The sequence below is a fragment of the Geodermatophilaceae bacterium NBWT11 genome (assembly GCA_014218215.1).
In the GTDB taxonomy this organism is placed as follows: domain Bacteria; phylum Actinomycetota; class Actinomycetes; order Mycobacteriales; family Geodermatophilaceae; genus Klenkia.
Genome location: CP043652.1, coordinates 2367331 through 2387111, shown reverse-complemented (window position 1 = coordinate 2387111; position 19781 = coordinate 2367331). Strand labels below are relative to the sequence as shown.

General features: G+C 75.0%; 21 protein-coding genes and 1 pseudogene. 13 read left to right on the top strand and 9 right to left on the bottom strand.

Going from position 1 to position 19781, the window contains the following annotated elements:
- Nucleotides 1-27 precede the first annotated feature (27 nt).
- On the top strand, nt 28-612 hold the full coding sequence (locus tag F1C76_11480) for a TetR family transcriptional regulator (protein QNG37131.1): 585 nt from the start codon (nt 28-30) through the stop codon (nt 610-612).
- A 35-nt stretch (nt 613-647) separates the two neighbouring features.
- Nucleotides 648-1775: a lipase gene (locus F1C76_11475; GenBank protein QNG39178.1), complete on the top strand. Its 1128-nt coding sequence runs from the start codon at nt 648-650 to the stop codon at nt 1773-1775.
- On the opposite strand, the gene F1C76_11470 is transcribed toward F1C76_11475, so the two are convergent.
- The 3 genes from F1C76_11470 to F1C76_11460 form a co-directional block, all read right to left on the bottom strand.
- The gene (locus tag F1C76_11470) at nt 1750-1962 is read right to left on the bottom strand and encodes a hypothetical protein (GenBank protein QNG37130.1); all 213 of its coding nucleotides are present in this window, start codon (nt 1960-1962) and stop codon (nt 1750-1752) included. The two genes, F1C76_11475 and F1C76_11470, sit on opposite strands and share 26 nt — an antisense overlap.
- A gap of 42 nt (nt 1963-2004) precedes the next feature.
- Nucleotides 2005-3852 (bottom strand): asparagine synthase (glutamine-hydrolyzing), encoded by a 1848-nt coding sequence (gene asnB / locus F1C76_11465; GenBank protein QNG37129.1) that lies wholly within the window; start codon nt 3850-3852, stop codon nt 2005-2007.
- 118 nt (nt 3853-3970) lie between these two features.
- Nucleotides 3971-4777: an Fpg/Nei family DNA glycosylase gene (locus tag F1C76_11460; protein ID QNG37128.1), complete on the bottom strand. Its 807-nt coding sequence runs from the start codon at nt 4775-4777 to the stop codon at nt 3971-3973.
- A 131-nt stretch (nt 4778-4908) separates the two neighbouring features.
- Between F1C76_11460 and F1C76_11455 the strand changes: the two genes are divergently transcribed.
- Nucleotides 4909-5325 carry an ATP-binding protein gene (locus F1C76_11455; protein ID QNG37127.1) on the top strand — a complete coding sequence of 139 codons (417 nt, stop codon included), beginning with the start codon at nt 4909-4911 and terminating at the stop codon, nt 5323-5325.
- Nucleotides 5326-5356: 31 nt separating this feature from the next.
- Nucleotides 5357-6811: a DUF2252 domain-containing protein gene (locus F1C76_11450; GenBank protein QNG37126.1), complete on the top strand. Its 1455-nt coding sequence runs from the start codon at nt 5357-5359 to the stop codon at nt 6809-6811.
- A 10-nt stretch (nt 6812-6821) separates the two neighbouring features.
- Here F1C76_11450 and F1C76_11445 read toward each other — a convergent pair whose 3' ends face one another.
- Nucleotides 6822-7355: a copper chaperone PCu(A)C gene (locus tag F1C76_11445; protein QNG37125.1), complete on the bottom strand. Its 534-nt coding sequence runs from the start codon at nt 7353-7355 to the stop codon at nt 6822-6824.
- Nucleotides 7356-7543: 188 nt separating this feature from the next.
- On the opposite strand from F1C76_11445, the gene F1C76_11440 reads away from it, so the two are divergent.
- The gene (locus F1C76_11440; GenBank protein QNG37124.1) at nt 7544-8863 is read left to right on the top strand and encodes a DUF2254 domain-containing protein; all 1320 of its coding nucleotides are present in this window, start codon (nt 7544-7546) and stop codon (nt 8861-8863) included.
- A 10-nt stretch (nt 8864-8873) separates the two neighbouring features.
- On the opposite strand, the gene F1C76_11435 is transcribed toward F1C76_11440, so the two are convergent.
- The gene (locus tag F1C76_11435; protein QNG37123.1) at nt 8874-9311 is read right to left on the bottom strand and encodes a 4-oxalocrotonate tautomerase; all 438 of its coding nucleotides are present in this window, start codon (nt 9309-9311) and stop codon (nt 8874-8876) included.
- A gap of 301 nt (nt 9312-9612) precedes the next feature.
- Here F1C76_11435 and F1C76_11430 point away from each other — a divergent pair, with 301 nt between their 5' ends.
- Both F1C76_11430 and F1C76_11425 read left to right on the top strand, forming a co-directional pair.
- A complete protein-coding gene (locus F1C76_11430; protein QNG37122.1) occupies nt 9613-10152 on the top strand; it encodes a dihydrofolate reductase family protein in 540 nt (179 codons plus the stop codon).
- 149 nt (nt 10153-10301) lie between these two features.
- The gene (locus F1C76_11425; protein QNG37121.1) at nt 10302-11012 is read left to right on the top strand and encodes a GAF domain-containing protein; all 711 of its coding nucleotides are present in this window, start codon (nt 10302-10304) and stop codon (nt 11010-11012) included.
- A gap of 6 nt (nt 11013-11018) precedes the next feature.
- Here F1C76_11425 and F1C76_11420 read toward each other — a convergent pair whose 3' ends face one another.
- Together F1C76_11420 and F1C76_11415 are read right to left on the bottom strand one after the other, a co-directional pair.
- Nucleotides 11019-11786, bottom strand: coding sequence for a GAF and ANTAR domain-containing protein (locus F1C76_11420; protein QNG37120.1), 768 nt, complete (start codon nt 11784-11786; stop codon nt 11019-11021).
- Between the two features lie 156 nt (nt 11787-11942).
- Nucleotides 11943-12305 (bottom strand): helix-turn-helix transcriptional regulator, encoded by a 363-nt coding sequence (locus F1C76_11415; GenBank protein ID QNG37119.1) that lies wholly within the window; start codon nt 12303-12305, stop codon nt 11943-11945.
- On the opposite strand from F1C76_11415, the gene F1C76_11410 reads away from it, so the two are divergent.
- The 4 genes from F1C76_11410 to F1C76_11395 are packed head-to-tail and all read left to right on the top strand — an operon-like array spanning nt 12186 to nt 16232.
- Nucleotides 12186-13322 carry a LacI family transcriptional regulator gene (locus F1C76_11410; GenBank protein ID QNG37118.1) on the top strand — a complete coding sequence of 379 codons (1137 nt, stop codon included), beginning with the start codon at nt 12186-12188 and terminating at the stop codon, nt 13320-13322. The genes F1C76_11415 and F1C76_11410 overlap by 120 nt on opposite strands.
- A gap of 27 nt (nt 13323-13349) precedes the next feature.
- A complete protein-coding gene (locus tag F1C76_11405; GenBank protein ID QNG37117.1) occupies nt 13350-14252 on the top strand; it encodes a sugar kinase in 903 nt (300 codons plus the stop codon).
- Nucleotides 14249-15172, top strand: a complete 924-nt coding sequence (locus F1C76_11400) for a pseudouridine-5'-phosphate glycosidase (GenBank protein QNG37116.1) — start codon at nt 14249-14251, stop codon at nt 15170-15172. The genes F1C76_11405 and F1C76_11400 overlap by 4 nt, the downstream gene beginning before the upstream one ends.
- A 31-nt stretch (nt 15173-15203) precedes the next feature.
- The gene (locus tag F1C76_11395; GenBank protein ID QNG37115.1) at nt 15204-16232 is read left to right on the top strand and encodes an aldo/keto reductase; all 1029 of its coding nucleotides are present in this window, start codon (nt 15204-15206) and stop codon (nt 16230-16232) included.
- A 7-nt stretch (nt 16233-16239) separates the two neighbouring features.
- On the opposite strand, the gene F1C76_11390 is transcribed toward F1C76_11395, so the two are convergent.
- Nucleotides 16240-16668 (bottom strand): DUF1801 domain-containing protein, encoded by a 429-nt coding sequence (locus F1C76_11390; GenBank protein QNG37114.1) that lies wholly within the window; start codon nt 16666-16668, stop codon nt 16240-16242.
- A 22-nt stretch (nt 16669-16690) separates the two neighbouring features.
- Here F1C76_11390 and F1C76_11385 point away from each other — a divergent pair, with 22 nt between their 5' ends.
- Nucleotides 16691-18277 (top strand): DUF222 domain-containing protein, encoded by a 1587-nt coding sequence (locus F1C76_11385; protein QNG37113.1) that lies wholly within the window; start codon nt 16691-16693, stop codon nt 18275-18277.
- A gap of 13 nt (nt 18278-18290) precedes the next feature.
- Here the strand turns inward: F1C76_11385 and F1C76_11380 are convergent.
- Nucleotides 18291-19153: pseudogene (locus tag F1C76_11380) on the bottom strand (class I SAM-dependent methyltransferase).
- A 47-nt stretch (nt 19154-19200) separates the two neighbouring features.
- Between F1C76_11380 and F1C76_11375 the strand changes: the two are divergent.
- On the top strand, nt 19201-19770 hold the full coding sequence (locus tag F1C76_11375; protein QNG37112.1) for a helix-turn-helix transcriptional regulator: 570 nt from the start codon (nt 19201-19203) through the stop codon (nt 19768-19770).
- Nucleotides 19771-19781 lie beyond the last annotated feature (11 nt).

The window sequence follows — 19781 nt, the reverse complement described above, 5'->3', positions numbered from 1 at the left end:
TCAGCCTAATGGGTGTAGGTTCCGGTCGTGGCTCGCAGCGGTGTGACGGCGGACGGCCTGACGAGGGCCGCCCTCGAGCTGGCCGACGAGGTCGGGGCGACGGCGGTGACCCTGTCGGCGCTGGCCCGGCGGTTCGGCGTCGCCACCCCCAGCCTCTACGCCCACGTCGCCGGCCTGGACGCCCTGCGCACCCGGATGGCGGTCGCCGCGCTGCGCGAGATGGCCGACCTCGCCCGGGACGCCATCGGTGGCCGCGCCGGCGCGGACGCCCTCGCCGCCCTGGCCGGTGCCTACCGGGACTTCGCCCGGGCCCACCCCGGCCGGTACGACGCCTCGACGTTCCCGGTGGACCCGGCGACCGCCGCGGGCAGCGCCGGCCCCGAGCACGCCGCCTTCGTCCGGGCCGCGCTGCGCGGGTTCGCCCTCGGCGCCGAGGACCAGGTGCACGCCGTCCGGCTGTTCGGCAGCCTCGTCGCCGGATTCGTCGCCCTGGAGCGGGCCGGCGCCTTCGGGCACAGCGAGCCCGCGCCCGAGCTCAGCTGGGAGCGGTGCCTGGCGTCCCTCGACGCCCTCGTCCGCTCCTGGACCCCCACCCCCGAGGAGCACCCGTGACCAGCACCCCCGTCCGCACACCCGTCACCGCCGCGATGCTGCGTGGCGCCGTCGACGTCGAGACCACCGCGGACGGACTGGTCCCACACCGCCTCCCCGGCTGGGTGCGCGAGCGGCACGAGGACCCCCAGCTGCTGATGGCCGAGTCCCAGCCCTCCGGCGTCCGGGTCGTGTTCGGCACCACGTCGACCGCGCTCACCCTGGTCACCCGGCGCACCCGGGTCGGCTACGCCGGCACCCCCGACCGCCCGGACGGCGCCTACGACCTGCTGGTCGACGGGGTGCGCACCGCCCGGGCGCACAGCTCGGGCGGCCGGCAGCTCGTGATCGACCTGCGCGACGGCAGCCGCACCGTGGTCGACGGCGAGCCCGGCCCGGTCGTCTTCCCGGCCCTGCCGCCCGGCGACAAGGAGGTCGAGGTGTGGCTGCCGCACACCGAGACCACCGAGCTGCTGGAGCTGCACACCGACGCCCCCGTCCGCCCTGCGGCGCCGGACCCCCGGCCGGTCTGGGTGCACCACGGCAGCTCGCTGAGCCACGGCACGAACGCCGAGGGCCCGACGGAGACCTGGCCCGCGCTGGCCGCCGCGGCAGCCGGGCTGTCGCTGGTGAACCTCGGCTTCGGCGGCAGCGCGCTGCTGGACCCGTTCACCGCCCGGACGATGGCCGCCGCGCCCGCGGACCTGCTCAGCGTCAAGGTCGGCATCAACCTGGTGAACACCGACCTGATGCGGCTGCGTGCGTTCGGCCCGGCGGTGCACGGGTTCCTGGACACCCTGCGCGACGCGCACCCCACGACCCCGTTGCTGGTGGTGACCCCGCTGTTCTGCCCGCTCCACGAGGACACCCCCGGCCCGGGCGCGGTCGACCCCGCCTCGTACACGACCGGCCGGGTGCGGTTCCTGGCCACCGGCGACCCGGCCGAGGTGGCCGCCGGCAAGCTCACGCTCACCGTCGTCCGCACCGCGCTGGCCGCCGTCCTCGCCGTCCGGCGGGACCCGCACCTGCACCTGGTCGACGGCCTCGGGCTCTACGGCCCGGCCGACCACGACGCCGACCCGCTGCCCGACGGGCTGCACCTCAGCGCCGCCGGCCACCACACCGTCGCCGGCCGGTTCGCCGACGCGGTGCGGGACCTCAGCTCCGCAGGTCCTCGACCTTGACCACCCGGCTGGCCGGGTAGGCGCTGACCACGGTCTGCCCGCCGGTCGTCGTCTGCACGTGGGTGAAGCCCTCGCGCAGCACGACCTTGCGGTCCTTCAGCACGGCGACCTGGTCGCTGAGGCCGACCGGGGCCAGGTAGACGGTGGCGGTCAGGACGGGGCCGAGGCCGAGGTCGTCGAGGGTCATGGCGCCCAGTGTGCCGGGCCACCGGGCGCCACCCCCGGGGACCTACAGCTGCACCTCGACGTCGTACTCGCGCAGCCAGGCGTCGACGTAGAGCAGCCGGTCCTGCACGTCCCGCCCTGCGCTGCGGGCGGCCTCGAGGTCGACCAGCTCGCCCAGCGGCGTCGTCCCGTCGTCGGCCAGGACGCCGAACCGGCGGGCGATCTCGGCGCCGTACCGCGGGTCCTGGGTGGAGGGGTAGGGGCTCTTGACCCGCTCCACCACCGACCGCGGCAGCAGGTCGGCCGTCGCGGCCCGCAGCAGGCTCTTCTCCCGGCCGTCGAAGGTCTTCAGGTGCCAGGGTGCGTTGAACACGTACTGCACCAGCCGGTGGTCGCAGAACGGCACCCGCACCTCGAGGCCCACGGCCATGCTCATCCGGTCCTTGCGGTCCAGCAGCACCGGGAGGAAGCGGGTCAGGTAGGCGTAGGAGACCTCGCGCATCCGGGCGTCGTGCCCGGTCTCCCCGGCCAGCCGGGGCACCTCGGCCATGGTCGCGGCGTAGGCGTCGGCGACGTGCCCGGTGAGGTCGAGCTCCTTGGCGACCCGCTCGTGCAGGAGGTCACCCAGGCGGTGCCCGCGCACCATCCGCCCGGCCAGCCAGGGGAAGGTGCCCGCGCCGACGGCGGCGGGGTCGTGGAAGTCGATGTAGCCGCCGAACACCTCGTCGGCGCTCTCCCCGCTCAGCGCGACCGTCGAGCTCTTCCGGACGGCGGCGAAGAGCAGGTACAGCGAGGTGTCGATCTCCCCCATGCCCGGGGTGTCCCGGGCCCGCAGGACGGCGGCCCGGGCGGCGTCGTCCAGCAGCCGGGCGTCGTCCAGCACGACGTCGGTGTGGTCGCTGGCCACGTGCCGCGCGACGTCGACGACGTAGGGCGCGTCCTGGGTGCCGCGCACCTCGTCGGGCACGAAGTCGGCGTCGTTGCCGGCGAAGTCGACCGAGAACGAGCGGACGGGGCCCTGACCGGCGGCCCCGAGCTGGCGGGCGGCCAGCGCGGTGAGCGCCGAGGAGTCCAGCCCACCCGACAGCAGGGTGCACAGCGGGACGTCGGCGACGAGCTGGCGGGCGGCGGTGTCGTCGAGCAGCTCGCGGACGGTGCGCACCGTGGCGTCCACGTCGTCGGTGTGCGGGGTGGACTCCAGCTGCCAGTACCGCAGCTCCTGCACGCCGGTGCGGGTCACCCGGACGACGTGGCCCGGGGGCACCTCGCGCAGCCCGGCGAACGGGGTGTGTGCGGGGTCGGCGACCAGGCCGAACACCTGGCGCAGCCCGGCGGCGTCGACGACCCGGGGGACGTCGGGGTGGGCCAGCACGGCCTTGGGCTCGGAGCCGAAGAGCACGCCGTCGGCGGTCTGCCGGTAGTACAGCGGCTTCACGCCGAGCCGGTCGCGGACCAGGAGCAGCTCCTGGGCGCGGGCGTCCCACAGCGCGTAGGCGAACATGCCGTTGAACCCGGCGACGACCTCGCGGGGGTCCCGGCCGCGGCCGGCGCGGTGGGCGCGCAGCACGACCTCGGTGTCGCTGTCGGTGTCGAACCGGCCGCCCAGGCGGGCGCGGTGCTCGCGGAAGTCGTAGACCTCACCGGAGTAGACCAGCGCCAGGTCCTCGTCGGTCACCCGCTCCACGTCCGGGCCGGCGGCCAGCCCGCCGTCGGCGGCCAGGGCCATCGGCTGGCGGCCGTGCGCGACGTCGATGACCGCCAGGCGGCGGTGCCCCAGCGCGACGTGCGGGCGCAGGTACAGCCCGACGTCGTCGGGCCCCCGGCAGGCCATGGTGTCGGTCATCGCCGCAGCGGTGGCCCGTTCTGTCCTCAGGTCCCCGTCGAAGGAGACCCATCCCGCGATGCCGCACACGTCGACCACCTCTCTGTGGCACAACCAGTTGTCTTTGCCAACTGATTGGTACGCCGCAGGGTGGTCGTGTGCAACCCGGTGTCACAGGTACTCCTGCCCGGCCCGGAGCCGGAACCGCTCAGGTCTGGCAGCTGGGGCACCACCAGGTGTGCCGGACCTCCGGGTCGTTCGGGATCTCCGCGGAGAACAGCAGCGGTGTGCCGCAGCGGCGACAGGCCTCGTTGCCCCGCCCGTAGACGTAGTAGCGCTGGCCGGGGCGGGTGTTCCCGGTGGTCACCCGGCCGACGCCGGTGGGCTGCACCGCGAACCGCATCGCCCGGGCCGCCAGCCGCACCAGCGGTTCGACCTCGACCTCGCCGACCGGGGTGAGCGGCAGGTGCCCGCGCAGGAAGCACAGCTCGTTGACCCACACGTTGCCCAGCCCGGTCAGCACCCGCTGGTCCAGCAGCGCCGCGATCAGCGGGCGGTCCGGCTGTGCCTCGAGGTTGCGGGTCGCCTCGGCGATCAGCTCGCCGACGTCCCGGCGGTCGTCGAGGAGGTCCGGGCCCAGGTGGCCGACCACGGTGTCCTCGGCGCTGGTGGGCAGCAGCTCGACGACGGGCATCCGCAGCGCGGTGGCGGTCGCCCCGGTGGTCATGAGCACCAGCCGGGCCTCGCCCATCAGCCGTCGGGGCAGGGTCTTGCCGGCCCCGACGATGCTCCACTCGCCGTCCATCCGGAGGTGGGTGTGCAGCGTGATCAGCTCGCCGCCGTGGTCGAACCGGGTGAGCAGGTGCTTGCCCCGCGACGTCGTGCCCAGCACCCGCGCCCCGCGGAGGTCGGCGGTGGCGTGCCGGGCGACGCGGAAGTCGCTCTTCTGGACCTCGGTGCCGGTCAGCACACCCAGGCGGCGGGCGAGGCGGTAGATCGTGTCACCTTCAGGCATGAGGACCCACGGTAGCCACGCGCACCGCGGGGTGTCGGAGCCCGGTGGAGCGGGCATCACCAGCGGGTCGGGCCCGTCGGCCCGGTGCGTCCGACCGGAGGGCCGTCGTGGACCGAGCACGTGCGTGGGAGATGACCCCCCCACCCGAGGGCGACACCTGCTGGACCTGGGCGCCGTCCGGGCTGCAGGAGCTCGCCGCGGTCCGCCGGGAGTTCCGGACGAACATCAGCGGGGACGACCTGCCCGGTCCCGTGCTGCCGGCCGACCGGGTCGAGGAGTCGGTGCTGGCCCTGGACGAGCTGATGTCCAACGGCCTGCGGCACGGGCGGCCGCCGGTCCACGTCGAGGTGCGCGCCGCCGCCGACGGCCTGCTGCTCCTGGTCAGCGACCGGGCTGCCTCGACCCCGCTGATGCCCACGTCGACCCGCGACCCCGGCCAGGGCGGCATGGGCCTGGGCATGGTCGCCCACGTGGCCTCGGCCTGCGGCTGGGTGCCCCAGGACGACGTGAAGACGGTCTGGGCGCTCATGCCGACCGCGCCGGTCTGACCCCGGGAGGGACTGCGCGCACCGCTCCTGCATGACCGCCGTCCGGACGGGGGAAGAGGGGTCCGTGACCCGCACCCCCACCCGCCCCCGCGGCCCCGGCGCCGCCACCGCCGACGACGGCTCCCCCACGCCGGTCGGTGACCGGATCGAGGCCTTCGCCGAGCTGGCCCGGGCGCGCGGGCGCGGGGAGATGGTGCTGCTGCCTCGGATGCTCACCGGGCACGACCGGCGCATCCACGTCCGGCAGACCGTCCGGGAGGACCACGAGAACCGGATCGTCACCGGGGCCGCCGACGCCGCAGCGAAGTTCCAGGTCATGGCCGACTCGCTGTTCGCCTTCTTCCGCGGCTCGTGCCTGCTCTTCTACCGCGACCTGGCCGGCGAGGACGCGTGGATGCCGACCGTGCTCACCCTGGGCGACGTGCACCCGGACAACTTCGGGGTGATGCCGAACGCCGACGACGTCCCGGTGTTCGGGGTCAACGACTTCGACGAGGCGTTCTACGCCCCGTTCACCTGGGACCTCAAGCGCGGCGCGGTCGGCTTCCTCCTCGGCGTGGCCGATGGCGGGTACGGACCGAAGACGCAGCGGCGCACCGTGCGGGCCTTCCTGGCCGGCTACCTCGACGCGATGGACCGCTACGCCGGCGAGCTGGACGAGACCGCCGGCCAGATGGGCCTGGCCGACGCCCCGCCCCTGGTCGCCGCGGTGCTCCAGGAGTCCGCCGCGCGGTCCCGGGCCCGGTGGCTGCGGAAGAAGTACCTGGACGAGAGCGGCCGGGGCTTCGCGTCCTCGGCGAGGCTGGAGCCGGTCACCCACCGGGTGCCCGAGTTCCAGGCCCTGGTGCAGCGGTACGTCGAGGTCAACCGGCTGACGCCGCCGGCCCGGGCGGGTGCCATGCGGGTCAAGGACGTCTGCCTGCGGCACGGGCAGGGCGTGGCCTCGCTGGGCCTGCAGCGGTACTACGTGCTCATCGAGGGCCCGGCCGGCGACGCCACCGACGACGTGGTCCTGGAGTTCAAGCAGGCCCGCCGCTCAGCGCTGCGCGGACTGGTGCCGCCCTCGGAGTTCGAGCTGATCGGCGAGGCCGACCGGGTCGCGCACGCCCAGCGCGTACAGCTGGTCGGCGGGGACGCCTTCTTCGGCAGCGTCGACGCCGAGGGGGTCAGCTTCATGGTCCGGGAGCGCTCGCCGTACAAGAACGACGTCGACCTCGCCGGGCTGTCCAAGGCCGACTGGTCGGACTACGCCGGCATCTGCGGGGCGGTACTCGCCCACGCCCACGCACTGTCCGACGAGGCCGGGTTGGTCGACCACGACGTCGAACCCGACGTCATCGCCGCGGTCGGCCCGCGCGAGCTGTTCGTCGACGACGTCCTGCGCTTCGCCCTCGAGGCCCGGGACCGGGTGCAGGCCGACCACGAGCACTTCCGTGCCGACCACGCGATGCGGGCCTTCGAGCAGGTCGACCGGTGGTACCGCTGAGCGGTGCGGCTCAGCCCTCGCTGCCGGTCTCCCCGTCGACGCCGGAGAAGTCCTCGTCGGAGTCGGTGCGCGGGGAGGCCGCGACGGGCACCTCGACGGTGACCTCGCCGGCGTTCTCGAACACGAAGGTGACCTCGGTGGACTGGGAGGAACGCAGCGCCGTCTGCAGGTCCTCCAGGACCAGCTCGGGCCCGCCCTCGGCACCGACGTAGACGTTGTCGTCCGCCGGCACGTCGATCGGCAGGTCACCGCCGACCGAGTCGGCCTCGGCGGCACGCACCTCGACCAGGGTGTCGTCGGCCGGGCCGCTGTTGGTGATCGCCAGGTAGAGGTCGGCGTCGTCGCCCTCGGCGTAGCCCTCGCCGTCGTCGGGGAACTCCAGCTCCACGTCGGCGACGGTCAGGTCGTCCCCGACCCGCTCGTCGACGCCGGCGTTCCCGCCGACCACCTCACCGCTGGGCCGGGTCTGCGCCTCGTCGGAGCAGGCGCTCAGGGCGAGGACGCCGACGGCGGCGAGGCTGACGAGGACGGGACGACGACGCACGGTGACTCCTGGGACGACGGGGGGACGGACCGCCCACGGCTACCCGGCCACCGCCCCCCGAACCCCCCTGTGAGCAGCACGTCTTCCGCGCCCTCGGGGTTTGACGGAGGACGGCCGGGGAAGGGGCGCGCGGTGATCACCTCGTGAGACGACGGCGTCCGGGCCCGGCGAAGCGGCTGTGGCGGGGGATGCGCGGCTCCCTGTGGCCGATCCCGCTGCTGGGCGTGGTCGTGGCCATCGCGCTGGGCGTCGGGCTCCCGGCGGTCGACGAGGTGCTCGAGGACGGCGGCGGCGCCAGCCCGCTGACGTTCGTCTTCGGCGGTGGCCCGTCGGCCGCCCGCGACCTGCTGGCCGCCATCGCCGGGTCGCTGATCTCGGTGACCGGGCTGGTGTTCTCCCTGACCGTGGTCGCCCTGCAGCTGGGCAGCTCCCAGTACTCCCCGCGCCTGCTGGCCACCTTCGTCACCGACCGGGTCGTCCAGCTGACCCTGGCCCAGCTGGTGCTCACCTTCGTCTACGCCCTCACCGTGCTGCGCACGGTGCGCACCCAGGACGCCTCGGAGTTCGACTACGCCTTCGTGCCCCGGCTGTCCATCACCGTGGCCTACCTGCTGACGCTGGGCGCCGTCGTCGCCCTGGTGCTCTTCCTGGGCCACCTGGCCCGGTCGCTGCGGGTGGAGACGATGCTGCGCGACGTCCACGACGAGGCGGTGGACACCTACGACGACGTGCTCGGCACCGATCCCCCCGGGCCGCGGTCTGCCGTGCGGCTCCCCGAGGGGCCCGCCACCCCGCTGGCCGCGACGTCAAGCGGGTTCCTCGTCGAGGTCGACGAGCAGGCCCTGGCGGCCGCTGCCCGGGGGTGCGACGCCCTGGTGGTGCTGGACCTGCGGATCGGGGACTCCGTCGTCGCCGGCACGCCCCTGGCGCACGCCTGGGCCCCGCCCGGCACCGACCTCGACCCGCTCCGGCGGGCGCTGGGCACCGCCGTCGAGCTGGACTTCGAGCGGGCCACCCGCTCCGACGTCGCCTACAGCCTGCGCAAGGTCGTCGACATCGCCGCCCGCGCCCTGAGCAGCGGCATCAACGACCCCACCACCGCGGTGCACGCCCTGTCGCACGTCTCGGCCCTGCTGGGGGACCTGGTGCACCGCCGTCTGGAGCCGGTGGAGGCGCACGACGAGGACGGCGTGCTGCGCGTCGTCGTCCCCCAGTGGGACCTGCCGGCCCTGCTGCACGTGGCCCTGGAGGAGCCGCTGGAGTACGCCGGCGGCTCCCCCGCGGTGCTCCGCCGGTTGGCCGGGCTGTTGCGCGAGCTGGCCTGGCGGGCCCCGGAGGGCACCGTGGACGACGCCGTCCGGGAGGGCGTCGAGCGGGTCTGCCGGGTCGCCGCGGAGACCACCTCGGTGCCCACCGAGGAGACCGCGGTCTGGCGCCGGTCGGTGGAGGACGCCCTGGCCGGCACCTGGGCCCCGCGGCTGCACCCGCACGGCACCGAGACCGGGTGACCGCGCCCGCTCAGCGCAGCGCGGCCAGCCGCTCCTGCAGGTCGGGCGGGAGCGCGTCGAACCAGGCGTCCTCGCCCCCGGGCTCGGGCAGCACCCGGCCGTGCTCGGCGATGCTGGACCCCGGGATGTCGCAGACGTAGACCCAGACCTCCTCCGGGGGCAGACCCAGGATCGCGCCGACCTCCACGGTGATCCGCTCCAGCAGGGCACGCTTCTGCTCGACCGTCCGCCCGGCGCGGATGTCGGCCCGGATCCAGACGTGGCCCCGGGTCGCCGGCTGCCCGGCCAGGAACACCGACCCGGGCACCAGCTCGGTGAAGAGCACCTGCACGAAGTAGCGGGGCGCGACCGCGACCTCGTGGTGGATCTCGGTGAGCGCGGTCGCGACGGCCTGCTTCTGCTCGGGGCCGACCAGCCCGGACTCCGACCAGCAGGTGTACGTGGGCACGGGTTCTCCTCGGGGGTCGTCGGCACCCGGCGGTGCACGGTGCCGACCCTGCACCCTCGGCCCGGCCCCGGCCCGTCGACCGCTCAGTAGGCGGCGAGCCCCCGCAGCAGGCCCAGCAGCAGGACGGCGACGGCGTCCGGGGCGGCGCTGACGGCACACCCCCACCCGAGCAGCCGTCGTGCACACCGACCGACCCACCACGCCCCGCACCCCCGTGCCGCCCCGCGCGGGAGACGATGAGTCCCGACCGTCGGCGGAGTCCTCCTCCACGCCCGGATCGACCACTCCCCCAGGAGCAGCCATGGGCGCCATCAAGGTCCACGAGTTCACCACCGTCGACGGGGTCGTCGACACCCCCACCTGGACGTTCCCGTACGGGTTCCCCGAGGACCTCTCCGCGGCCGTGGGTGCGCTCACCGCCGACGCGGCGGGCATCCTGCTGGGCCGCCGGACGTACGAGATGTTCGCGCCGGCCTGGTCGACCCGCACCGTCGAGGACGACCCGGGTGCCCCGTTCTTCAACGACAGCCCCAAGCACGTCGTCTCCACCACCCTGACCGACCCCACGTGGTCGAACACCGAGGTGCTGGGCGGCTACGACCCCGACCGCATCCGGGAGCTGACCACCCGCGGCGACCTCTACGTCAGCGGCAGCACCACCCTGGTCCGCGCCCTGCTGGCCGACCGGCTGGTCGACGAGCTGCACCTGTTCGTCTACCCGGTGGCGGTGGGCACCGGCACCCGGCTGTTCCCGGAGGGGGCGCCGCAGACGCCGCTGACCCTGGTGGCGGCCGACCGGCTCAGCAACGGTGTGGCCCACCTGGTCTACGGCCCCGGCTGACCCCGCCCCCGGCGCGACGGGGGACGCCGACAGGGGCACACTGACGGGCGGCCTCGAACAACGGGGGTCCGTGTTCCGGTACTGCCTCGAGGACCCCCCGTGTCGTTCCCCGTCCCGCCTGCCGTCCTGCCCTGCCCGGAGCGCGGGCGGTGACGACCGCCGACGTCTTCGCCGCCGCGCTCGGCCACCTCGAGACCTCCTCCGCCGAGCCCGCCCTCCTGCCCGACCGGTTGGCCCGCGCCTGCGTCGCGGCGCTGCCCCAGGTCGACGGCGCCGGGCTCAGCTACACCTTCACCTCCGACCGCCGGCTGCCCGTGGGCGCCAGCGACCCGGTGGCGGCCACCGCCGAACGGCTGCAGTTCGCCCTGGGCGAGGGACCCTGCCTGACCGCGCAGCGACAGCACCGCCTGGTCCGGGCCGCGCTGCCCGAGCTGCAGGGTTCCTGGCCGGTCTACGCCGGACAGCTGGTCACCGGGACCCCGTTCCGCGGCGTCGTCGCCGTCCCGGTGGGGGGACCGCTGGGCGGCGTCGCCGGGATCGACCTGTACGTCCGGTCACCCGACGCGGTCGCGACCCTCCCCGCGGACGACGTCCAGACCGTGGCCGACCTGGTCGGCGCGGCCCTGGCCGACGACCTGGCCACCGCCGACGACCGTCTGGCGGGCACCCCGAGCTGGCTCACCGGACCCTCCGCCGAGGCGCGGGAGAAGGTCTGGATCGCCGTCGGCTACCTGGCCGGCCAGCGGGCCTGCACCACGTCGGACGCCCTCGCCCTGCTCCGGGCGCACGCCTTCACCCACGACCTGGACCTGGAGCGGGCAGCGGAGCTGGTGCTCGCCGGCGAGCTCCCCACCGGCTGATCCCGGTCAGCGGTACACCGCCACCGCTGCCGCCCCCTCCCCGGCCGCGACGGCGGCCAGCAACTGCGCCGCCAGCTCCAGCACCTTGACGTTGGTGTTCTGGGACCGGCGGGCCAGCACCGCGAACGCCTCGTCGGCGGACAGCCCCAGACCGAACGCCAGCACGCCCTTGGCCATGTCGATCACCGAGCGCGTCTCCATGGCCCGGTGCAGGTGCTCCACCTGGGTGACCACGAGGTCGTAGACGTGCCGGTTGGCCACCGCCGGGGCCGCGGCCACCACGACCTCGACGGCGGTCTCCCGGGCCTGGACGGAGAACCCGTCGGCGACGGTGCTGTACAGGTTCAGCCCCGCCCGGAAGCCGTCGTCGGTCGTGATCGGGATCGGCACCGAGAACGAGCTCAGCGCGCCCCGGGCCACCGCGGCGTCGAGGTAGACCGGCCACCTCCGGTCCACGCTGCTGTCCTGGACCCACCGGGCCACGCCCGAGCGGGCAGCGTCCACGCAGGGCCCGTGGCCCGCCACGTACTGCGCCTCGTCCAGCTCGTAGGCCAGCAGGCCGGTCCAGCCGACCGAGGAGACCCGGCCGTCCTGCAGCAGCGTGACCGACGCCTCGGCCACGCCGGGGACGCGCCGGCGGGCCGTCCTGGAGAGCTGCTCCAGCAGCGCGGTCGTGGTGTGGTCGGTCACCAGGAGGAGCTCGGGACCCTCCGGCGCGGTGTCGTCGTGCGGGGTGGGGTCGTGCGGGGTGGGGTCGTGCGCGGTGGAGCTCATGCGGGGCCCCTCGGCAGGCACGTGCCTGCACAGTGGGGCGCGGCGGCGGGACCGACGACACCCCAGCGGACGCCCGCTGTTGGACGCGCGACCGGTCGAGACCGGTCGGTCCACCGTAGCCGCGTCCCGCCCCACCGGGGGGTCGGGGACGACGGGTCAGCCGGTCGAGGCGTCCTCGTCCTCGACGGCCCAGCGCCGTCCCCACGTCCTCAGCGCAGCGAGCACGGGGACGAGCTCCCGCCCGGCCTCGGTCAGGTGGTAGTCCGAGCGGGGCGGGGCGTCCTGGTAGGGACGGCGTTCCAGCACGCCGGCGGCCACCAGGTCCTTCAACCGCGCCGCCAACCGGTCGCGGGGCGCGCCGGTGCCGGCCAGCACGTCGGAGAAGCGGTGCGCACCGAGGTGGACCTCACGGACGGCCAGCAACGCCCACCGGTCCCCGACCACCTCCAGCGCGGCGGCGATCGAGCAGGGGCGGCCGGGGAGCTCGGACAGGACGACCACGGCCGGAGGTTTGCACATCGAACCGACACGCGCTGCTCTACTGGTGCCGTGGTGGGACGGGCACGGGCGAGCGACGTCGCCGCCCGGGCCGGGGTCTCGGTCGCCACGGTGTCGTTCGTGGTCAACGGCAAGGCGCGGGGCCGGGTCTCGGAGGCCACCCAGGAGCGCGTGCGGGCCGCCGTCGCCGAGCTGGGCTACGTGGCGAACGAGACCGCGCGCGCACTGGCCACCGGCCGGGGACACAGCATCGCGCTGCTGGCCCACGACATGACGAACCCGTTCACCGCCGAGGTCGCCGCCGGGGTCGCCGCGGCGCTGGCCGGGCGGGCGAGCCTGGTGCTGGCGCTGTCCACCGGGGACCAGGCGCCGGCGTTCACCGACGCCACTGCCTCCACCGTCGACGGGGTGCTGCTGAACTGGCCCGGGGGCGCCACGGTCGCGACCGGCACCCCGGTGGTGCACCTGGACGACCCCGACGCCCCCGGGCCCGGGGTGTGCTTCGACGTCGAGGCCGGCGCCCGCGCCCTGGCCCGGCACCTGCTCGACCTCGGGCACCGGCGGGTGCGCTACCTCGACGCCGCCCGTCCCTGGGCGACCTTCACCCGCCGCCGGACGGCGCTGACCGAGGAGCTGACCCGCGCCGGCGCCGAGGTGCAGACCGAGCGGTGCGGCATCGACCTGCAGGCCGCCCGCGAGCTGACCCTGGCCCGCTGGGACCACTGGCGACGCGACGGCGTGACCGCCGTCGTCGGCGCCACCGACATCCAGACCCTGGGCGTGCTGTCCGGGCTGACCCAGCTGGGGGTGGCCGTCCCCGGGGACGTCTCGCTGGGCTCCTTCGACGACATCGCCTTCGCCGCGGTGGCCGGCCCGGCGCTGACCACGGTGCGGCTGCCGGCCCACGAGCTGGGACGGCGGGCGGCGGAGCTGCTGGGCGAGCTCATCGACGGCGGGCCCGCGCGCGGGCAGGTCGTCCTGCCGGTGGGACTCGTCGTCCGGGAGAGCACCGGAGCGCCCTCCACGCTGCTAGGTTAAGCGCCTAACCCAGCGCAGGACGAGGGAGTGACGGTGCCCGGACAGGTGCTCGTGTGCATCGGCGACCTCATCCAGGACGTCATCGTCTGGCCGTCCGGGCCGCTGGCCCACGGGACGGACAACCCGGCGACCATCACCCGGGTGCGCGGCGGCAGCGCCGCCAACGTGTCCGCGCTGGCCGCCTCCACGGGCGCCGCCTCGCGCTTCATCGGCCGGCTGGGGGACGACGAGCTGGGCCGCCACCTCGAGCGGCAGATGACCGACGCCGGCGTCGAGGTCCGGGTGCAGCGCGAGGGCCGGACCGGCAGCAACGTCATCCTCGTGGCCCCCGACGGCGAGCGCACGATGTTCCCCGACCGCGGTGCCGCCGCCCTGCTCGCCGACGTGCCGCCCGGCTGGGTCGCCGACGCCGGGGTGGTGCACGCCCCGGCCTACTCCTGGGCGACACCGACCTGCGCCGCCGCGACGCTCGACCTGTTCGCGGCCGGCCGCGCCGCGGGTGCGCTGGTCTCGGTCGACGCGTCCTCGGTCGACCTGATCCTGCGGGTGGGGGCCGACGCCGTCCTGGCGACGCTGCGCGCCCTGGCCCCCGACGTCCTGTTCGCCAACGCCGACGAGGCCGCCGCGCTCTCCCTCGTCGAGGAGTCCCTGCCCGGCACCTCCGTGGTGGTCAAGGCCGGCGCGGACCCGGTGACCATCACCTCGCCGGACGGCGTCCGCACCCGGGTCGCCGTCGCGCCGGTGGCCGACGTCCGGGACACCACCGGGGCCGGCGACGCCTTCGCCGCCGGCTTCCTCGCCGCCACCCTGCGCAACGCCTCCCCGGAGCAGGCGGTGACCGCGGGGCACGACCTCGCCGCCGCCGTGCTCTCCCACCCCGGCGCCAGCCTCACCCGCACCGTCCCCACCCCGAACGAGGAGACCCCATGACCCCCCTGGCCCAGCGCATCGGACTCGTGATCGGCGACGAGGTGGCCGACGCCCTCGCCTCCGGCACGCCCGTCGTCGCGATGGAGTCGACGATCTTCTCGAACCTCGGGCTGCCCGCCCCGGGCAACCGGGAGGCCTACGAGCGCTGCGTCGCCGCCGTCCGGGCCGCGGGCGCCGTCGCCGCGGTGACCGCGGTGCTCGACGGGAAGCCCCGCGTCGGGCTGGACGCCGCGCAGGTCGACCGGGTGCTCGAGGGCAGCAACAAGGTCGCCGAGCGCGACGTGCCGGTGGCGATCGCGCAGGGCTGGGCCGAGGGCATGACCACCGTGTCCGCCTCGGTCGCGCTCGCGCACGCCGCCGGCATCGAGGTCTTCGCCACCGGCGGGATCGGCGGCGTGCACCGCGGGGTCGAGCTGACCGGCGACGTCTCCGCCGACCTCGACGCGCTGGCCAACCACCCCGTCGTCACCGTCTGCGCCGGCGCCAAGGCCTTCCTGGACCTGCCCCGCACGCTGGAGTTCCTCGAGGGCGCGGGCGTGCCCGTGCTCGGCTGGCAGCACGACGACTTCCCGGCGTTCTACTCCCGCTCCAGCGGGCTGCCCGTCCCGCACCGGGTGGAGACCGCCGCCGAGGTGGCCGGGGTGCTGCGCGCGCGGCTGCGCGAGGAGACCGGGGTGCTGCTGAGCGTGCCGATCCCCGAGGCCGCCGAGATCCCGGCCGCCGACATCGAGGCCAAGATGGTCCGCGCCCTGCAGGCCAGCGAGCAGGCCGGCGTGACCGGGCCGAAGGTCACCCCGTTCGTGCTCGCGCGGATCGAGGAGGAGACCGACGGGGAGTCGATCCCGGCCAACCTGGCGCTCGCCGAGAACAACGCCGCGATCGCCGCCCAGGTCGCCCGGGCCCTGGTCGAGCGCCGCTGACCGACCGCGGGGGCCCTGCGATGATCCGGACGTGATCACCGACGACCGGACCGACTCCGGCTGGGCCCCCGCTGCCGACCGCTACGCCAGCACCGCCTACCGCCGGGCCGGGCGCAGCGGGCTGCTGCTGCCGCCGGTGTCGCTGGGCCTCTGGCAGAACTTCGGCGCCGACCGGCCGCTGGCCACCCCGCGGGCGATCCTGCGCCGGGCCTTCGACCTCGGGGTCACCCACATCGACCTGGCCAACAACTACGGCCCGCCCTACGGCTCGGCCGAGACGACGTTCGGCGCGGTGCTGGCCAGCGACCTGCGGCCCTTCCGCGACGAGCTGCTGATCTCCACCAAGGCCGGCTACGACATGTGGCCCGGCCCGTACGGCGACGGCGGGTCGCGCAAGTACCTGGTGGCCAGCCTCGACCAGTCGCTCCGGCGCACCGGGCTGGACTACGTCGACGTGTTCTACTCCCACCGGCGGGACGTCGACACCCCGCTCGAGGAGACGATGGGCGCCCTCGACGCGATCGTCCGGGCCGGCAAGGCGCTGTACGTCGGCATCTCGAACTACTCCCCCGCCGACACCGCCCGCGCCGCCGAGCTGCTCGCCGACCTGGGCACCCCGCTGACCCTGCACCAGCCCCGCTACTCGGTCTTCGACCGCAGCCCCGAGGGCGGCGTGCTCGAGGCAGCCGCGACCGCCGGCGCCGGGGTGGCCGTGTTCTCCCCGCTGGCCCAGGGCCGGCTCACCGACCGGTACCTGGACGGCGTCCCGGCCGGTTCCCGGGCCACCCGCAGCGCCTACCTGTCGGCCGAGGACGTCACCGACGACCTGGTCACCCGGGCCCGCGCGCTGAACGAGATCGCGGCCGGCCGCGGCCAGACCCTGGCCCAGCTCGCGCTGCGCTGGGTGCTGCGCGACGACCGGGTGACGACGGCGATCATCGGCGCCAGCTCGGTCGCCCAGCTCGAGGCCAACCTGCAGGCCCTCGCCGGCCCCGACCTGTCCGCCGACGAGCTCGCGGCGATCGCGCCGTACGCGGCGCCGGTCGGCGAGAGCCTCTGACGCGGGGTCACCCCGCCCGTCGGTCGAGGAGCAGGCGCACCGCGCGCTCGACCACCGCGACGGGCACCGGCTGGGACAGCGGGAAGCGGCCGGTGGCGGCCTTCGTGCGGTGGGCATCCAGCTCGGGGTCGCCGTCGGGCAGCGGGTAGAGCGCGATGTGCTCCTTCCACGCGGCCAGGTGCACCAGCGGTCGGCCGTCGAGCACGAAGGTGGGCATGCGGTAGCTGATGGTCTCGGTCACCCCCGGGGCGGCTCGGTGCACGGCTGCCCGGAACTCCTCCAAGGCGGCCCGGGTGGGTGCCGGGAAGCCGGCGATGTAGTCGTCGACGTCGCTCACGGGTGTCCCTCCGTCGATGGCCGCGCCGTGACCCGGCGCAGTCGCAGGGTGACAGAGAAAGTCCTGCTGGGGGGCCTGTTCTGGCCCCGTTTCTGTCAGACCCCTCCTCTAGCTTCGTGGCATGGAGACGGGGCTGCGGTGGGAGGTCGGGGTGTCGGCGTCGCTGGCCGTGCCCGACCCGTGGCCTGACGAGGAGCTGCCCGCCGGGGTGACCCGTCGACGGACCCGTCTGTCGGAGATCGTGGACGTGTCCCACTGGGACGACGCCGCGTGCGCTCAGGCTCTACAGGCGCTGGCCGACGCGGACTCCCAGCTGGCCGCGTTCCGGGCCGACGTGGTGAAGCGGTTCGCCGACGTGCGCCCGGACCTGTGGGACCTGAACCCCGACGACCCGGCCGCGAAGGTCGAGGGGTGGGGGTCCGGGCGGACGTTCAACGGGGTCACCGAGTTCTTCACCGACGAGCTCGCCACCGTCCTGGGGATCTCTCGTGTCCGCGCGGACACGCTGGCCAACCTGTCCCTGGTGCTGAGGGAGCAGCTGGTGGACACCTGGCACGCCCTGGCTGACGGGCGCATCGACCTGGCCCGGGCCCAGGCGCTGGTCACCGCTCTCGGGTGGCAGGCCCCCGCTGTGGACCCCGACGTCGTCGCGGCCGTGGAACACGAGGCCCTGGACTGGGCGATCTCCGGCGAGGGGCCCTACCGACTGAGAGAGCGGGCCGCCGCGCTGTTGCTGCAGTACGACGCGGAGGCCTCCGACCGGCGGCGCAAGGCCGCGAGGAGGCTCACCGACGTGACCGTCCGCAACCCCGCCGACGGGTTCGCCGACTTCGTCGTGCGGATGCCCACCGAGGTCGCGGCCGCGTCGTGGGACACCTGCGACACCTACGCCCGGATGCGCAAGGCCGAAGGCGACGCCCGGCCCATCGGCGAGCTCCGGGCCTTGGTCGCTTCGGACCTGATCCTGCGGCCGTGGGACGCCACGCGGGAGCCGGTGACCGCCCACCTGACCTTGTTCGCGACGCTGCCCGACCCGCCGGAGGAGTCAGGACTCCAGGACGGACGGGTCGGCAACCAGCCCATCACCGCCGCCCACCTGCGCGAGCTGCTCACCCAACTCGGGTTCTGCACCGCCACCGGACTGGACGTCCCACCGGGCGGGACCGTCGACGTGGCCCTCACCGACCCCGGGACCGGGGCGCTGCGAGCAGTGGTGACCCTCCACCAGCTCCGTCACCTCGCCCGCAGGGGGTGCCTGGAACACCAGGGGACAGCCCTGCCCTGCGACTGCCCCGTGCTCGACGCACCACCGCCAACCGACGCCTACCGGCCCACCGCCGAGCAGAACCGGTTCATCGACGCCCGCGACCGCACCTGCCGCCACCCCGGCTGCCAGAGACCGGCCCGGTTCACCGACGCCGACCACGTCATCGCCTTCCACGACGGCGGACCCACGTCCTGCGACAACCTCTGCAACCTCTGCCGCAGACACCACCGCCTCAAGACCCACGCACCCGGCTGGCGCTACTCCATGACCCCCGACGGACGACTGTCGGTCACCACACCCAGCGGCGTCACCAGGACGAGCGCACCCCCGGGCACTCACCACCGGCTCCGACCCGACGACCTCCTCCACCCACTCGAGACCGCCGTGCCCGAACTGCCCCCACCCGCCGACGACCCCGCGGACGACCCGCCGCCCTTCTGAGCGGCGGGGCGACTCAGGGCCGGCGGGCGAGCCAGCCGTCGCGGGTGGCGCGGACGCGGAGGTCGGAGCGCTGCGCCACGCCCTCCGGACGGTGGTCGTCCAGCAGGACGTCGAGGGTGGCGAGGTCCTCAGCACCCACCCGCTCGGCCAGGCCGCGACGCATCTGCCGCAGGGACAGCAACGCGTACCGGCGGGCGGTCGGCGAGAGCGGGGCCGGCACCTCCACCACGGACACCCGGGCGTCCTCGACGGTGAAACCCGCGCGGGCGATCCGGGCCGCCCAGTCACCACCCTGGTGCGGCAGGTGCTCGGCCCGGGCCTGAGCAGCTGCGGCGTGGCAGCGCGCCTCCAGGCCGGGCTCCCCCACCCCGACGTCGTCGGGCAGGAAGCGGGGGAAGGAGTCCATCTCGGTCAGCGCCAGCAGGCCGCCGGGGGCGAGCGCGTCGCGCATCCGGCCCAACGCCCGGTCGGGGTCGGCCATGTGGTGCAGCGACGAGGACGCCCACACCAGGTCCACCGGCCCGACGTCGGGCAGTCGCCGTCCAGGTCGGCCTGCACCCCGCGGACCCGGTCCCCCACGCCCCGCTCCGCTGCCCGGGCAGCCAGGTGGGCGAGCATGTCCGGGTCCACGTCCAGCGCGACCACCCGGGCGTCGGGGAACCGTTCCAGCAGGGCGAAGGTTCCGGTGCCGGTGCCCGCGCCGACGTCCAGCACGGTCCGGACCGCTCCGTCACCGACCGCGGCGGCCACCCAGCCGAGGACGTCGTCCAGGTGGTCGCCGAGCACCTCGGCATCCAGGTCCAGCAGCTCGGCGAGGCCGCCCTGGGCCGAGCCGTGGTCGTGCGAGTGGGCGTGGCCGTGCGCGTGGGAGGTCATGCCCCGACGGTAGGACGGCCTTGCGCCGAAGTCCTACGCTGTTGCGCATGACGCAAGACGGTGACGTCGACTCTCTCGTCCGGCAGCGCATCCGCGGTCTGCGGGTGGCCCGTGGCTGGTCCCTCGACGACCTGGGCAGCCGGTGCCACCAGAGCGCCTCGACGCTGAGCCGGATCGAGACCGGCGCCCGCCGGATCAGCCTGGACCAGCTCAGCGGCATCGCCCGGGCGCTGGACACCACCCTGGACCAGCTGGTCGCCTCCGACTCCGACGACGACGTGGTCATCCGACCGCAGCGCAACGAGGAGCAGGGCTTCACCAGTTGGCAGCTCAACGGCGACAACGGCCCGCAGGGCATGACCGTGGCCAAGCTGCGGCTCACCCGGCCGGCCCCGACGCGCGGTACCGGCGAGCTCCCGGTGCACCCCGGCCGGGACTGGTTCACGGTGCTGTCGGGCACGGTCGTGCTGTTCCTGGGCGAGCGGACCATCCGGGTCGAGGCGGGCGAGGCGGCCTCGTTCTCCACGATGACCCCCCACTCGTTCGGCGCCGAGGGCGGCCCGGCCGAGATCCTCGCGATCTTCGACCACGGCGGCGAGCGCACCCACCTGCACTGAGCAGGCGCAGA

Coding starts and splice junctions, on each gene's coding strand:
- F1C76_11475 (QNG39178.1), top strand. CDS start 648: ATGCTGCGTGGCGCCGTCGACGTCGAGACCACCGCGGACGGACTGGTC.
- F1C76_11470 (QNG37130.1), bottom strand. CDS start 1,962: ATGACCCTCGACGACCTCGGCCTCGGCCCCGTCCTGACCGCCACCGTC.
- F1C76_11460 (QNG37128.1), bottom strand. CDS start 4,777: ATGCCTGAAGGTGACACGATCTACCGCCTCGCCCGCCGCCTGGGTGTG.
- F1C76_11455 (QNG37127.1), top strand. CDS start 4,909: ATGACCCCCCCACCCGAGGGCGACACCTGCTGGACCTGGGCGCCGTCC.
- F1C76_11450 (QNG37126.1), top strand. CDS start 5,357: ATGACCGCCGTCCGGACGGGGGAAGAGGGGTCCGTGACCCGCACCCCC.
- F1C76_11440 (QNG37124.1), top strand. CDS start 7,544: ATGCGCGGCTCCCTGTGGCCGATCCCGCTGCTGGGCGTGGTCGTGGCC.
- F1C76_11430 (QNG37122.1), top strand. CDS start 9,613: ATGGGCGCCATCAAGGTCCACGAGTTCACCACCGTCGACGGGGTCGTC.
- F1C76_11420 (QNG37120.1), bottom strand. CDS start 11,786: ATGAGCTCCACCGCGCACGACCCCACCCCGCACGACCCCACCCCGCAC.
- F1C76_11415 (QNG37119.1), bottom strand. CDS start 12,305: ATGTGCAAACCTCCGGCCGTGGTCGTCCTGTCCGAGCTCCCCGGCCGC.
- F1C76_11400 (QNG37116.1), top strand. CDS start 14,249: ATGACCCCCCTGGCCCAGCGCATCGGACTCGTGATCGGCGACGAGGTG.
- F1C76_11385 (QNG37113.1), top strand. CDS start 16,691: ATGGAGACGGGGCTGCGGTGGGAGGTCGGGGTGTCGGCGTCGCTGGCC.
- F1C76_11375 (QNG37112.1), top strand. CDS start 19,201: ATGACGCAAGACGGTGACGTCGACTCTCTCGTCCGGCAGCGCATCCGC.